The organism is Haloglomus litoreum (assembly GCF_029338515.1).
Lineage (GTDB): Archaea > Halobacteriota > Halobacteria > Halobacteriales > Haloarculaceae > Haloglomus > Haloglomus litoreum.
On record NZ_CP119988.1, the window covers coordinates 4,224,771 to 4,238,619 of the forward strand.

Genomic DNA, 13,849 nt, shown 5'->3' on the forward strand with positions numbered 1-13,849 from the left:
AATTCAAGAGAGTCCCCTCCGACTGGAAGATAATGGCTCCAACTCAAATCACACGCTCCGATGTGTTGGAGTGGAACTCTCTCGACGCAATCGCCGATTCAATAGCCAAGAGAGGTCTCGATATCAATAACTCGAACCAACAGGGTGGCATCCCTCTCCAGTTCGACGACGGAGGTCGAATCCTGGTAGAGACGGTTCACAACCTCACCAAAGATGAGATGATGGATGTGCTGGAACGTATCGATGGAAGGTACTCGAGCATCCTTCTAGCGAGTGATGAATATCGGAGATTCGATATATTTTCGAAAATCGATTCCGCACCTGCCTATGGACAGCTAGATTTCGATCACTTCGGCTTCGATTTTCAGGAGGTGGTTCAGGAGGGAACCGACTCCCGACGGATAATAGAACGCTTGAATAGAATCGAGGGCTACGATAGCGACTCAATCGAGCGACTCTACTCGGACTTGGGGATTATCGAGGAATTTACGAAAGGGTACCAAGCGCTTCTCGAGGATTTCACGGAGAGAATCTCGGTTCAGGGGGGGATCGAAGCTGACTCTCGGCGACAGTACGCACAGCGTTGCCTGAACCGACTCATCTATCTAAATCTCCTTCAGGAGCTTGATATTCTGGAGGATGGGTATCTCGAAGATGAGCATGGACGGATATCGTACTCGGGGAGAGATACCTTCGAGGAACTCTATGAGCCGCTGTTTCATGGCGAGCTTCCTTCGGATACAGCCGAATCAGCAGAACCCTTCATGCAGAATTTCCTCTTCGAACAAAGCCCAATCGAAGAAGAGTATCCGGGGATTCGTCCGGCAGACTCGACTGAAGAAGTGAACGAGCTGTTCGAACGTGTCCTGAAATTCCTCCGTGGCTGGGACTGGCATATCGCCAGAGGATATAATCTCAGACGCACTACGTGGGTAACACCTCGAGTCATCGGCCATGCTCTGGAGCGATACATCAACGACCAAGATGGAGGCACATATCACACTCCTGAACGCCTTGCTCGGTTCATCGTTCGAGAATCATTCCAGAAGAGTCTGATTTCGGAGTTGAATTCGGTCATCGATGAGGAGTACGACACAATCGAGCAGTTGTTCGACGAGGGAACAACCGAGGAAATCGAGCACCTGTACTTCGATGTTCTATCAGACTTCCATGTTGTCGATCCAGCAGTTGGAAGCGGTTCGTTCATCGAACGCGGAGTCGACCTGCTTTCGGACGTATACATAGAGTGTTTCCGAAGGCTCGAGCACGATGGGTCGTCTAGATTATCGGAGCTTCCGAGCTACCAGTCTGATATCGATAGAATCCTGCTAGCTAAGGAGATGGCAACCCGCCGAAATCTATGTGGGGTGGATCTCAATCCGGTAGCTCGGGAATTGACGCAGTTTCGGCTGAACCTTTCCCTCTTGTCCGCCGTCACCAATCGGAACCAAATTCGATTGCGCTCGTTACAGCTGAAATCTGGATTCAATTTCTGGAACGGGAATAGCCTGATTGGGTTCGTGAATCCGGAGGAGGCTGTTGAAGATGGGTTTCAGAATCGGCTTGGTATGTATTCACAGGATTATTCTGACCTTTACCAGGCGTTCAGGCGCTATCGACAAGGGCTGTCCAATAGTTCGAATAATACTGCTCAGATAGAATCAGCACTCTCGGAGTTACAGGAGAAAATCGACCAGAGATTTGTGGAGCAGCTTTCCGAGATAGTATCGCATGCACCAGACGAGGAGATTCTTGATAATCTCCATCCATTCCACTGGTACCTTGCATTCCCGGATATCCTCGAAGAGGGTGGATTCGATGTGGTGGTCAGCAACCCCCCTTGGAGGGATCTGGAAAAGGAGGTTACCGATTACCGCACCGGTACCGACGACGGGGCAGATTACAGATATCAACGAGAATATTTCGAGGAGAGTGATGACTATCGATTTCGAGCAAGTGGAGATGGGACTCTGAGTTCGTTGTTTATCCAAAGAGCACGGTCAATCGCGGCCGATGAAGCAATCATCACGATGCTGATTCCGGAGGAGATATTCTCCGACCCGGGACACAGCGAGCTACGTGATCATCTCCTCAGGAAGACGGATGTTACGTACGCTATCGGTTTCGAGAACCACGGAATCTTCCCCGACTTCCATCGTCAATTCCGATTCGGTCTTCTCCAATTTCAGAACAGTGGCGAAACTCGGACAATCGGAACCAAATTCCGCCAGACGAATCTCGACATCCTGGACTCACCCTCCGATTCCTTCCTGGAGATTCCAGCAGAGCTAATCAGGGAGTATTCTCCAACTCGATTATCATTCCCGGCCGTAGAGGTGGAGGATGATGTCAAGACCTTGCAACAAATCGTTCAGCACGCTTCCCTGGAAAGCGAGCGAGGCTGGAATATCGAGACCTTCAGAGGATTACATCAGGCGCGCGAAGCCGAATATCTATTCGACGAAGAGGAGCACGTATCTTATCCGATTTACGCCGGTAGGAATATCTACCAGTTCGTTCACGATAGCAGATTCTTCGATTTGGACCGAGCTTCGTACTGGGGGATTGCTGAAGATGGTGATGGGCCGAGTGCTAAGACCCGAATCCGGGAGCGCGAGCTCGACGGATTACAGAGGCGTTTCGGTGATATCACTCTCGACTCTGGAGAAGTGACCTTCGGAGATGGAGCGTCTATGGATTCAGGCGACGTTCCGATGCCATTCGATGAATATCGGATAGCATACCGCGATATCGCCAGAGCGAGCGACGAGCGAACGTTCATCGCCTCGGTCATCCCCCCAGGAGTCGTATGCCTGAACACCCTCCATACGATACATCCGTACGATTGGAGTCGCCGAGCCTCACAGGAAGGTGTCACGTCACCGGACGAGCTCTTCAGCTTGACCTATGACTCGGAGGAGTTGTTCTGTCTCCTCGGAATCCTGAACAGCATCCCCTTCGATTATCTCATACGAACCAAGGTCGGTGTTCATCTCTCTGATTATCTGGTGAAGGAGTCTCAGGCTCCACGATTGACAGATGAGAGCCCCTGGTTCGACCACATCTGGAGACCAGCTGCTCAGCTCAATTGCTACGGGGATTCATTCAGTTCTCTGAGATCAGACCTCGATATCACTTCTCTGTCAAATGAGGAGAGACGAAGAGCCGCTCGGGCTGAAATCGACGCTGCTGTGTTCCGCGCTTATGGATTCGAAGATGACGACATCGTCATATCGGTCCTGGATTCGTTTCCAGTCGTGAGGTCTCCTCGGGTAATGGACGATAGATACATCGATATGGTTCTCGAAGAGTTCGGGAATCTAGAAAGGGGGGAGCAATGAGTGAAAACGGACTCACCGTGAACGAGTGTGTCGAGCGTGCAGTCCGATATCTACCTGAAGGTGATGAGCCAGTTGTCAGCGATGGAACAGATGGATACGCGCTTCTCCTTCGTAGACTTTGTTCCGAGGTGCGCAAGTGGGATGAGGCTGATGATCAGCTCGAAGAGGAACATCTGGAACTACTTATTCACCAATCATTGAACGAAGCAAATCAGGATGCCCACGTTATCGACGCATTCCAGAAAGAGCTGAGAACGACGCTCAGTTCCACTCCGACCGAGGAATTCAGAATCATATTTCCACTCAATATTCGAGAGACACGGAATGAGTCCGCTCCACGGGGCATCAGTGCCAGAGCGACCACCATCCGAAAACTCGAAGAATCTGAGTGGAGTGAACTGAGCGAGAAAGCGAGGGACGCCACGGAGACGCGTCATGAAGGCCAATCCTACGATGAGTTCATCGAGACCGCTCCAGAGAAGCTCACCTCCAGTCGCCACAATACCTTCTACGAGTTCAGGACCGAAGCACGGAATAGCAGTATCGCTATTTCGCTGTTGGGCCGGGACCTGGACATCATTCTCGGAAAGCTCAATTTCACCGTAATCGACTCGAGCTTGAATCAGACCGCACTGGAGGAGCTTCGTTCACTGGAACGGTCGTTGCCTGAGTCGATTGTACGCCCCGGGGTGTATCTCGTCACGCAGGAGGGTGAGTATGTGGAGTTCCGTGCAGGTCGAGATTTCGAGTCTTACAGTGGATTCCGCTTGCCTCGAGGATTTCAGGCAGATTTCGAGTCGTTGCGTCAGTTCCCGATGGAGGTAGCTGTTGAAGAGGTAGATCGCGATATCGCCGATGCTTTCAGAGCTCTGCAATCCGGCCTGACTGCGACGACCAATGAGAATGCGTTTCTGTATTACTGGCGGGGAATCGAGGAAATAACCCTCCATGCCAGAGGGGCTGGATCAGAAGAGGCGTTGAAGCGAACCCTTCCACTAGTTCAAGACGAGTTCGACCTCGAAATCCTCGAATCGGTGACCGAGGACTTGGCCGGAAAGCGGAATGAAATCGTGCACTCCGGAATTGAATCACCGGTATATGTCCGTGATGTGAACTTGGTACGGCAGCTGCTGTTCCTATCCATCGAAGAGATGCTCTCACTGCGGAACGACAAGTACACCCGGAGACAGATTCTGGGCATCTTGAAACGCGGACTCAACGACGACGGTCAGCTTGACCAAACGAGACAGCAGGTTGAGAAAGAAAAGTCGGAGAAGGACAAGATTATCAAAGAGATAGAAGGGGTCCGCCGCTGGAAGGAGGAAAGAAAACCAACTGAGCACGTGGAAAGGACCCAACAAGCGGATTAGCTATTATTAGGGCGGTCTGACGATACCGGTAGAGAGGGAGCCCACTACGCCGCCGCGTACGTCCGCCCACGGTTCGCAACATCGATGACGACCAGATTGTAGTGCGCCAGCTTCTGTAGATACCGCCGGAGGGTCTGCCGACTCTTCGGGTGGCTCACCCGACGCCTATACGCATCACTGAGGGTCCCCACCGAGAGAGGCCCGCCGGCCTCTTTAAGAATCTCGTAGAACACTAGCTAATGTCATTTCAGCTTCGAAATCGTCTGCTGTCGCAGCGTCTCCCGGGCGGCATCGTCCGCCTCCCGGACATCCGCAGGCGCGATCTGCGTGTGGCCGGCCGGGCCGTCTGGGCGGCCACTTCCAGCATCTCAATTCCACAGCGGGCGTCCCCGTCGGCCAGAGTCGCGATCTGTTCCAGAATCGGCCTGGGAGCCACATTCAACACGAGCCCGGCAGCGGCCCGCCGCTCCAGGATTGCCCGGACTTCCTGGTCGCTTATCGGTCAAGAGACACACGCCGCCCGGACCGCAGCCGCGAGAAGAGCTAGTCGTCAAGACCAGCGAAGAACTGCGCCACCTAGATCGCTATAAGGATGAGATGGACGTGCGGCATCCAGTTGATATCATACAATAGCTCCGGGGCATCCAGCTGGTCGACCTCATGTCTGACCACCACGAAGAGCTGCCCATCCCGTTCAAGAACCCGGTCCAGGAGTGCATCGTGACTGGTCGACCGCTGGTCGATCTCGTGGGCCGGGCCGACGCCGTCGACGAGCCGGGACAGAAACGCGAAGGGGGGCTGCTGCTGCCAGGCGTTGATGTGCCGGGTGTCCACCTCCTGGCGTTCCGTCTTGAGGTCAGCTAATGAGTACCGGGCGAGACAGGTTTTCCCAGAACCGGAGGGCCCGAAGACGTAGGACCGCTCGCTGATTCCATCGTACACTGCCGGGACAAGGGACTCGCGGAGGGTGTTGAGTTTGTTGTGGCGGTGGAGAAGGTCGCTCGGGACGGACTCGGTATCCAGCACGCGGGGACCTGTAATCATCAACGAGCGGCCCTGAGGCGAGAATCCGAAATAATAGTAGGGAGGTAGGTCTCGGGAGTTCCGGGAGTTCCGTCGCCGGCGGAAGCAACCGGAGTGCCATGGCTGGATGTTCGACTGTAACCCAAGGAAATTGACCAATTCCACCCCATGATATCGGCAGAAAAATCAGTCATCTTCCAATCAGTTCGTGAACCACGCCAGCGTTTGTTGTGACTACATTCCTGAAATACGCCAGCTCAGGACCCGCATCCCCGAATGATATCAGTTCCCCCACTTGCTCGATAATTGTCGGCTGAAGGATATCGCTCTGCGCCTCGAATTGTGGATTGACTCGTGGAGGGCTTTATTGTAAGTCGCTTGAATCATGACAGTATGGGAGACGGATATTGGAACCCGTTCTGGCAGGCTGATGCCACTGATGATGCAACCCAAGCCGAAATCAACACCACAAAAACGCTGTTGACCGTTCTGCGTGATTCGGCCCCAGCTGCTGAAACCACATTCCTTGAGTTGCTCTGGGAAGCGGCTCCAGGGACTCTACCAACTGAACACACAATTGTTGACTATGAGCGAGAAATCGCCAGCAAGACACCCAAGGCCGACGAGTCTTACCTCGTCGGAATAGCTAGGAAGGTAACACCATTCGACGCAGCAACTCTTGACGCAGTCAAAGAAAGTGATGGCCGACCAGACGCAGCCGTAACTGTCGAAACGCCGAGAGGGAGGTTTCGGTTTATACTCGAAGTCAAGACGGGCCGGAGCCGACTCAGCAGTATCCAGCTCGGCAAATATTGCAACAAATTCGGAATCGAGCCGGAAAATGTCGCAACCATACGATGGTACGACATTTACCGCGAGCTACAGGCGGTTTGCGAGACTACCACTGATGAGGTTACCAACTACTTACTCACTCAACTTACAGAATATCTCGCCCTCCAGAATCTCAATCGAGAGGTCGGAGTCATCGATCACTCCGGATATGAGAAGTCCATCTACATTGACCGGACTGAGGAGGATCATGGGGTAGTATTGAAGGCTCGGGAATCAGGCAGTAGCGACATTAAGCGGTTTACGAACACACAGTTTATTGAGCTGTTTGAGGCACTCTTTGACGCCCTTGGTTTAGATGAATCCGCCCGACGGTCGATATTCCTTGAAGCGAACGCCAGTCGGTTAGCAAAAGCAGTCGATAAAACACGGGGACAAGAGGTTGCAGCAACCACGAACGGCTTCCAAGGCGATGCGCGGATTCGTGTGGCCATTGAGGATCATGGCAGTGAAGCAGGGCTACTGAAATTCCAGTATATGCGCAAGGATGGGGGATTCGGCGAGTTCCCGAACAGTTACCACGTCATGATGACCGACTGGGAACTGTTCGAGATGGTCCACCCGGACACCGGACCCGGACTTTCGGAAACCACACGCAAAGCACTATTTGTCGATATCGACCCATCCGTAAGACATCATATCTCGTAGAACGGTCAGAGCCGCATCAAGAGGATTAGGGAGATAACTCGGCTTAACCCAACAAGCAGAGGAGTCAGAGCGTTACTTCGTCGACATACTTGCAGTCCTCTTGGTAGACGGGATTGCCTTCGTGCTCCACCAGTTTGGCTTTCAGTTCCTCAACAGTCTCGGTCATCTCATCCAAGATTGTAGCAGCCTCAACGGCGTATTCGTAGAGTTCACCGTCCCCGATGTCGTCGATTGCCTCCCAGTGGATTTCTATGAGTCGTGTATCGATTTTCTCCTCGTTCTCTTCAATATCGTCGTAGTTGCCTGACACGGCGCTCGCCTCGTACGTTGCCGGACCCCTGTCCTCTATGCCAGAGGCACTGTAGTACTTCTCACCGCTATTGGGGTCAGCAGAGTTCGTCCCTTTGAGGCGCTCCTCAACAATATCCTTCATTTTCTGCTTATCGCGGTCTCGTTGCATCCGATTTAGCAAGACTGCCCGCTCGAACACCCACTCAGTGAATGCCCGTCTCGGTCGTAATGTGCAGTCATCGGCCTTGATGGTCGGGCCATCGGGATACTCCTCGTAGAATGCTTCCCTGGCACTGTCGAATTTCTCATACTGCTGTTCAATCTCCTCCTTCAGTTCACGGAGGTCGTCGGCGTGGTTCTCCAGTAAATCCTGGAGATACCGGTCACCTTCGAGCGCCTCAGGTACGACACGGAATTCTACCTCTTGGCTAACCACTTCGACAAGCGGAGGGGCTGGCTCAATATCCGCTCCAGTCACCTTCGGGAGGTTTGTCTCGTCAGTAAACCAGGCACCACCTTCCTCCACGCCAATCTCGTCCATATCGCCGTGCCAAGCACGTATTCGTTTCCGAAGGGTCTCAGTATGTCCCATTCGGACTTCCCGGTTTAGGTCACGCCGCAGGAGATTCTGTTGTTCCTCTTGGATAGAGGTCTGCCGACTGTAGAGGTAGACAAGGCCAGCAGTTAGCACAATCGAACCGAGACCGGAGACGACGGTCGCCCAATCCTGGAGCCACGATGCAATCGCAGTAACGAGACTCGGCATAGATTAGGACGACAGGCCTGTCAAATGAATTTTTGGAGCGAAAGGTCAGTACCACACGGTCCTGCATCCAACAATTAAGCCCTCACCACCTCATGACGGAGTATCGATGCTCTCCCTGGACCCGCTCGTCGATAATACGGACGCGAAGCTCGAGGATGTCTACAAGAAGATCATCCCCGAGTGCGAAGAGGTCCGAATCGCGACCGGCTACTTCTACCTCTCCGGCTTCAATCTCATCAAGGACGATCTCGATAATCTGATCGACCCGGACGAAATCGACCATGCACCGTTCCGGGTGCTGATGGGCCGGCAGACGAATCGAGCCACAGCCGAGGAAATCGAGGAGGGACAGAGTCTCCGCGAGCAGTTCCGCTCCGAGTTGCAAGCGGACATTCAGGAGCTGAACAACGCACAACTGGAGCGTCTAGAGCGACTCCGTGATTTCATCGCGAACGGACTGGTCGACATCCGCGTTCGCGCTCCCGAGCAGGGCTACTTCCACGCGAAGGGGGCCTCCTTCCGGGCTGTTCCCGACGAGGAGGACACGCGAGACGACGATATCGACCGGCGACCGGTTGCGACGGTGGTCGGGTCGTCGAACTTCTCGTACAGCGGCCAGCGAAACAACATCGAACTCAACCTGACCAGCCAGGACCGCACCCACGCACGCGAGTTCGAGAACTGGTACGACAACCAGTGGGCTAACGCCGAAGAGTTCAGCGAGGAGATCGTCCAGGTCATCGAGAGCAGCGACAAGTACCAGCAGTGGCAGGAACAGCAGGAGGACGAAGACGAGACCGGTGAGGAAGGAATCGACCTCGGTACGTACATCGAGCCGTTCGAGCTGTACAAACTTCTCGCGTACGACGAACTGAGCGGCAACGTCGGGACCCGCGACAGCCCGCTCTACTACTTCCAGACACTCGGCTACGAGAGCGCCAAGGAGAAACTCTCCAGATACGACGGCTGCATCATCTCCGACTCGGTCGGCCTCGGCAAGTCGTTCATCGGGAGCGAGTTGCTCCACGACTATCGCCAGCGGGGCGACCGCTGCCTGCTCATCGTCCCCGCGAACCTGACGAGCCAGTGGCGGGAACTCCTACAGGACGCTACCGACGAGGACGGCAACCCGTACTTCGGCCTCGACGTCGACGGTACCCACCTCGACGTGATGAGCATCAGCAAGTTCCAGAACCTCTCGTACGAGGCGGTGCAGGAACTCGACGACGACTTCGACGTGGTGCTCATCGACGAGGCCCATCGCTTCCGCAACTCCGGCAAGTGGCGGCCGAATCCGGACGACGAGGATGACTACAAGGGGACGCGTCGCCACGCCAACCTTCGGCTCCTCCGCGAGCAGACGATGATCATGCTGACGGCGACGCCGATCAACAACTCCGCGACCGACCTCAAGAACCTCATCGGGCTGTTCACGAGCGCGGAGGAGTTGATGAACAAGGCGTCGCTGGACTTCACCGCCTTCGACAACTACATCGAGAAGTCCGAACAGCGCAAGCGTGTCGCCGCTGGCAAGGAGGAGATCTCCGAGGAGGAAGAGCAGGAACTGACCGAGCAGCTCCAGCAGCACTCACAGGAGATCTCGGAGATCCTGAACGAGGTGATGGTGCTGCGGACACGCAAACACGTCAAGGAGACCATCCGGGATGACGAGGACTTCGAGATGAGCTTCAAGCCGCCGAAGCTCCACAAGGAGGAGTACAGCCTCCCGGCGGCCTACCAGCCCATCTACCGGATGCTCCCCGACGTGATGGACGCCCTCCATCTCCCCCACATCACGGTCAAGAACCCGCAGGCCGGTGGAACACTGAAAGCCCTGTACAAGCTGAATCTCCTGAAGCGGCTGGAGTCGTCCACATACGCATTCGTCCAGTCAATCCAGACGCTCCACGAGAGCGAGCGGGCGCTACTGGGCTTCCTCGACGGGCTCCCGGAAGACGAAGGAATCGACGTGCTCCGGTCCGTCCAGGACGACGGAGCCGCCGCAACGCTGGATGACTTCGTAGAAGGAGAAGACGCGGCCGCGGACCTGGAGGAGACACTCGAGGAGTTCGGCTTCGACACCGAGGCCCTCCGTGCGGATGGCGGCGATGCAGACGAACAACACGAACTCGCCGACGCGACCATCGGCGAGGTGAAGCGATACGTCCGTGAGGACCTCACCCTCATCGGGTACTTCCTCTCACGATTCATCGGCCGGGTTGCCGAGGACGCCGGCGCCGTGGCCGACGCCGAAGTCGAACTGGAGCAGTGGCTCGCCGACAACGGCGCCGCAGTCCTCCCGGACGTGCCCGAGGACGAACCGAATCCGCGGCTCTACCCGGGCTACGAACTGGAGGATGCCGACACGGCCACGCTGGACTTCTACGAGGCCGTGTTCGCCCTCCGGGAGTTCCGCGACCCGAAGATCGACCGGCTGACCGAGGTGCTGAACGGCCACGAGCAGAAGGTGCTCGTCTTCACGCAGTACCGCGCGACCGCCGACTACGTCCACCGGACGCTCATCGACGACCCCGACTCGCCCCTGACCGAGGCCAACAGCGCGGTGGTGAAAGGCGGCGACGAGAACAAGCAGGACATCATCCGGCGGTTTGCACCGGAGGCATCCGGCTACCAGCAGACACTCGCCGAAAGCGGCGAGTCTGAACTCGAGTACGTCGTCGCGACGGACACGCTCAGCGAGGGAGTCAACCTGCAGGACATCGGCGTGGTCGTCAACTACGACCTCCCGTGGAACCCGATGCGCATCGTCCAGCGGGTCGGGCGCATCGACCGCATCGGGTCGACTGCCGACAAGTTCGTCCACAACTTCTACCCCGACGGCGACATCGAGGCCGCAATCAAGCTGCTGGAGCGCCTGCAGGCGAAGATCGACGACATCGCGCTCATCGTCGGCAAGGAGAACAACATCCTCGACCCGAACGAGGACGCCGTGCTGGAGCGGGCCGGCGTCGAGACGCAGAAGACCATCGGCGAGTTGGAGGTCGAAGAGATTGAGCGGTCGCTCCGTGAATCCCGTGAGGTCGACGACTACAACGAACTGGACGATACCTCGAAGAACCCGCTGCTGCGGAACGCCGGCAGCGACGAGAGTGCCGCTTTCGAGCGGTACCTGCTCAAGCAAGAGTTGAACGACGACTACGGGCTCGACGCCGACGACTTCGAGTTCGCCGAGGATTACTTCGGGGACGCTCCAGGCGAGCGCGAGTTCCTGTACACGAACGCCATCGACCACGAAAGTGGACCGCGACCGGGCGTGTTCGGGCTGGCGCATCTCTGGTTCGAGAACGAGGCGAGCGGCGAGCCCGAACCTGCACCACTGGGACGCGTCCGCCGGGCGTTCTACTACAAGCCGTTCGCTGGCGAGGTGAAGGAGCGCCCGGTTCGGCACCTGGGCATCGAAGCGGAGACGGATGGGGAGCCGGTTTCAGGGAATACCGACTCGGTACTATCGAACCGAGAGGCAATCGAGGAGCACCTCAATGCCCGACTGGAGCGTATCCGGGAGGGACAGGTCGGGGCCGCGTTCAAGCAGGGTGAGCAGCTCTCGAAGGAGCAAGAGACGGTTCTGGACTTCATCAGCCACTATCTCGTGCCGAATCACGGCGACGAGACCGCACCTATCGACGACCACGCGACGCTCGAAGAGTGGGCCGACGCACTTCACGAACGGCTGAACGGTGTCAAGCTGGCCAACACGGATGAGGATCGCATCCTCCGGGAAACGTTCCGCCACCATCCGGACTACGAGTCGTTCACGGAGTGGCCGCCCGAGGAGTTCCTCGCCGAGTTGGACGTGTTCCTCGAGGAGAACATCGAGGCATCGCCCGAGTATCAGGACACACTCGTCGGTGAGAGTGCCGTACAGGCGTGCTTGGTGTGTTGGGGAGTCGTGGGGCGATAAACCAGATCGTTCGTTTCTCCGAATCTGGGTCACGTCATCCACTTTCGTTTCAGCGAACACTTCCAAATCGGACATTCGTGTAAACGAAATTACCATTCTAAGTACCCGTAAGTTATACTGCCTCTCGTGATGGACGAAATCCAACACGAGTGCAGCTTGCGAGCGAGTACAGGGGCGATGGGGGTGGCCGACTAATGAGCGACGCCGGCGAGGCAATCAAAGCGGTCGGTGCTCTGGGGTTGGGGGGATTCATTTTCATCGTAATCGGTGGAGCGATTCAGGAGTCAACCACGCTGACAGGCAGCTTTATCGACTTCCAACTATGGGGAGTCGTCTATCTATTGGCAGCAGTGTTGCTGGCAATAGCCGCAGTAGTGGCCGTGATACAGTCCCTCCTTCCATGATGCCCGAAACAGAGCCACGAGATAATCATTCGTCGGTAAACGACGACGAACGACTGCTGAATGTACTTCGGGAATCCAAGGAGGAGACGCTCACAACTCAGGAGATCACAGAAAAGCTCTCTGTGGGGGAGAGAGCAGTACAGAAGCGTCTCAAGCGACTGAAAAATGAAAACCGGGTTGAGATTGATACCGATGGTAAGCCAATCCACTGGCGGCTGGGCGAAGATGAGCCGAGGAAACCGGTCTACCATCCCCGGATCTCCAAGGCGAAACGACGGGCAAACATTGTCGCCAGCATCGGTCAAGCTGCCCTCATCCTCGCCATAGCGATGCTGGGTGCCGCGGGGTTCGTAATTTCGCTGAATATATTCTCACGCGGTAATGATATTCCCCTCCCAGTCTTCCAAGATGTCGGCATCGCCGTCATCGGAACTTACGTTGGCGTCGGTGGTGCGGTATTTTTCGGGTTAGCGGGGCTTGCGATCGCATTCGGGGTCATCTACCCACGCGTGATTGCATGGAATGTGTACCGTACGACAGTGAATCAGGAATAGCAGCTCTGTCACATACGACTTTAGAGGAGGGTCACGACTGCCGTTCAAAATACATCTCCCCGTAGTTCTCTCGTCCGGGGCCGGTATAATAGAAGCCCTCCAGCACGTCCTGTTCGCCGTCACGCTTCAGCGAGAGGTCAGCGGTACCGTCGTGTGCCATCATCGAGTCTTCGGAATCCACGTCCGGTTCGTTCTCGTATTGATACGTCAGGCTTGGCCAACGCCCTTCCTTTGTCAGGACGGTCGCACCGGTGCTGTCCGATTCGGAATCCGCGGTAGACAGGTGAACGCTAATCTTCCGCCACGTCTGGTCGATGTATAGTGAGGCCGCCACACGTTGCATCTCCGCTTCCGGGTCGTTGGACTCGTGGAGGGATTCGTCGTCGATCTGGCCCCCATACGTGGTCTTGATGTATCCTTCCCACTCGCCGCTAAAGTCAGGTACTCTGGACGCACCTGTCCAGCGGGCGATGGGCGTCTTCCATCCGAATCTAATGAAAGCCGCTGAGAGGGCAGCGAAGGCTAAGCCCCACGAGACTGTCCCCCCTGTTATGGCTGGCAATCCGCTGGCGAGTAGGGACGTTGCCCAGCCGATGCCAAGGACGAGAAGGTACGCCACGAGCCCGAGCAAGCCATAGACAGTCGGTCGCTTGTCGTTATCGGTCGAATAGGTGTGCATCG

At 56.0% G+C, this 13,849-nt stretch carries 10 protein-coding genes; 6 read left to right on the forward strand and 4 right to left on the reverse strand.

Features of this window, described 5'->3' with window-relative positions; all coding sequences use genetic code 11:
• Positions 1–32 precede the first annotated feature (32 nt).
• Both P2T62_RS21090 and P2T62_RS21095 read left to right on the forward strand, forming a co-directional pair.
• The gene (locus tag P2T62_RS21090) at positions 33–3,341 is read left to right on the forward strand and encodes an Eco57I restriction-modification methylase domain-containing protein (RefSeq protein ID WP_276258992.1); all 3,309 of its coding nucleotides are present in this window, start codon (positions 33–35) and stop codon (positions 3,339–3,341) included.
• On the forward strand, positions 3,338–4,711 hold the full coding sequence (locus P2T62_RS21095) for a hypothetical protein (RefSeq protein ID WP_276258993.1): 1,374 nt from the start codon (positions 3,338–3,340) through the stop codon (positions 4,709–4,711). The genes P2T62_RS21090 and P2T62_RS21095 overlap by 4 nt, the downstream gene beginning before the upstream one ends.
• 247 nt (positions 4,712–4,958) lie before the next feature.
• Here the strand turns inward: P2T62_RS21095 and P2T62_RS23485 are convergent, their stop codons facing one another.
• Together P2T62_RS23485 and P2T62_RS21100 are read right to left on the reverse strand one after the other, a co-directional pair.
• The gene (locus P2T62_RS23485) at positions 4,959–5,210 is read right to left on the reverse strand and encodes a hypothetical protein (RefSeq protein ID WP_420028464.1); all 252 of its coding nucleotides are present in this window, start codon (positions 5,208–5,210) and stop codon (positions 4,959–4,961) included.
• 77 nt (positions 5,211–5,287) lie between these two features.
• Entirely contained in the window at positions 5,288–5,755 is a 468-nt protein-coding gene (locus tag P2T62_RS21100) for a Cdc6/Cdc18 family protein (RefSeq protein WP_276258994.1), read from the reverse strand.
• Positions 5,756–6,127: 372 nt separating this feature from the next.
• Here P2T62_RS21100 and P2T62_RS21105 point away from each other — a divergent pair, with 372 nt between their 5' ends.
• Positions 6,128–7,231, forward strand: a complete 1,104-nt coding sequence (locus P2T62_RS21105; RefSeq protein ID WP_276258995.1) for a hypothetical protein — start codon at positions 6,128–6,130, stop codon at positions 7,229–7,231.
• 64 nt (positions 7,232–7,295) lie between these two features.
• On the opposite strand, the gene P2T62_RS21110 is transcribed toward P2T62_RS21105, so the two are convergent.
• Positions 7,296–8,063 carry a hypothetical protein gene (locus tag P2T62_RS21110; RefSeq protein WP_276258996.1) on the reverse strand — a complete coding sequence of 256 codons (768 nt, stop codon included), beginning with the start codon at positions 8,061–8,063 and terminating at the stop codon, positions 7,296–7,298.
• 331 nt (positions 8,064–8,394) lie between these two features.
• On the opposite strand from P2T62_RS21110, the gene P2T62_RS21115 reads away from it, so the two are divergent.
• The 3 genes from P2T62_RS21115 (at position 8,395) to P2T62_RS21125 (ending at position 13,168) form a co-directional block, all read left to right on the forward strand.
• Positions 8,395–12,210: a helicase-related protein gene (locus P2T62_RS21115; RefSeq protein WP_276258997.1), complete on the forward strand. Its 3,816-nt coding sequence runs from the start codon at positions 8,395–8,397 to the stop codon at positions 12,208–12,210.
• A 194-nt stretch (positions 12,211–12,404) separates the two neighbouring features.
• Entirely contained in the window at positions 12,405–12,614 is a 210-nt protein-coding gene (locus P2T62_RS21120; RefSeq protein ID WP_276258998.1) for a hypothetical protein, read from the forward strand.
• Positions 12,611–13,168, forward strand: a complete 558-nt coding sequence (locus tag P2T62_RS21125; protein WP_276258999.1) for an HTH domain-containing protein — start codon at positions 12,611–12,613, stop codon at positions 13,166–13,168. Before P2T62_RS21120 ends, P2T62_RS21125 begins: the two co-directional genes overlap by 4 nt.
• Before the next feature lie 31 nt (positions 13,169–13,199).
• On the opposite strand, the gene P2T62_RS21130 is transcribed toward P2T62_RS21125, so the two are convergent.
• Entirely contained in the window at positions 13,200–13,847 is a 648-nt protein-coding gene (locus P2T62_RS21130) for a Cap15 family cyclic dinucleotide receptor domain-containing protein (protein ID WP_276259000.1), read from the reverse strand.
• Between the last annotated feature and the right edge of the window lie 2 nt (positions 13,848–13,849).

Bases quoted from the DNA above. Each gene is read 5' to 3' on its own strand.
- P2T62_RS21095 (WP_276258993.1), top strand. From the start codon at position 3,338: ATGAGTGAAAACGGACTCACCGTGAACGAGTGTGTCGAGCGTGCAGTC.
- P2T62_RS21125 (WP_276258999.1), top strand. From the start codon at position 12,611: ATGATGCCCGAAACAGAGCCACGAGATAATCATTCGTCGGTAAACGAC.
- P2T62_RS21105 (WP_276258995.1), top strand. From the start codon at position 6,128: ATGGGAGACGGATATTGGAACCCGTTCTGGCAGGCTGATGCCACTGAT.
- P2T62_RS21120 (WP_276258998.1), top strand. From the start codon at position 12,405: ATGAGCGACGCCGGCGAGGCAATCAAAGCGGTCGGTGCTCTGGGGTTG.
- P2T62_RS21100 (WP_276258994.1), bottom strand. From the start codon at position 5,755: ATGATTACAGGTCCCCGCGTGCTGGATACCGAGTCCGTCCCGAGCGAC.
- P2T62_RS21115 (WP_276258997.1), top strand. From the start codon at position 8,395: ATGCTCTCCCTGGACCCGCTCGTCGATAATACGGACGCGAAGCTCGAG.
- P2T62_RS21110 (WP_276258996.1), bottom strand. From the start codon at position 8,063: ATGGACGAGATTGGCGTGGAGGAAGGTGGTGCCTGGTTTACTGACGAG.
- P2T62_RS21090 (WP_276258992.1), top strand. From the start codon at position 33: ATGGCTCCAACTCAAATCACACGCTCCGATGTGTTGGAGTGGAACTCT.
- P2T62_RS21130 (WP_276259000.1), bottom strand. From the start codon at position 13,847: ATGCACACCTATTCGACCGATAACGACAAGCGACCGACTGTCTATGGC.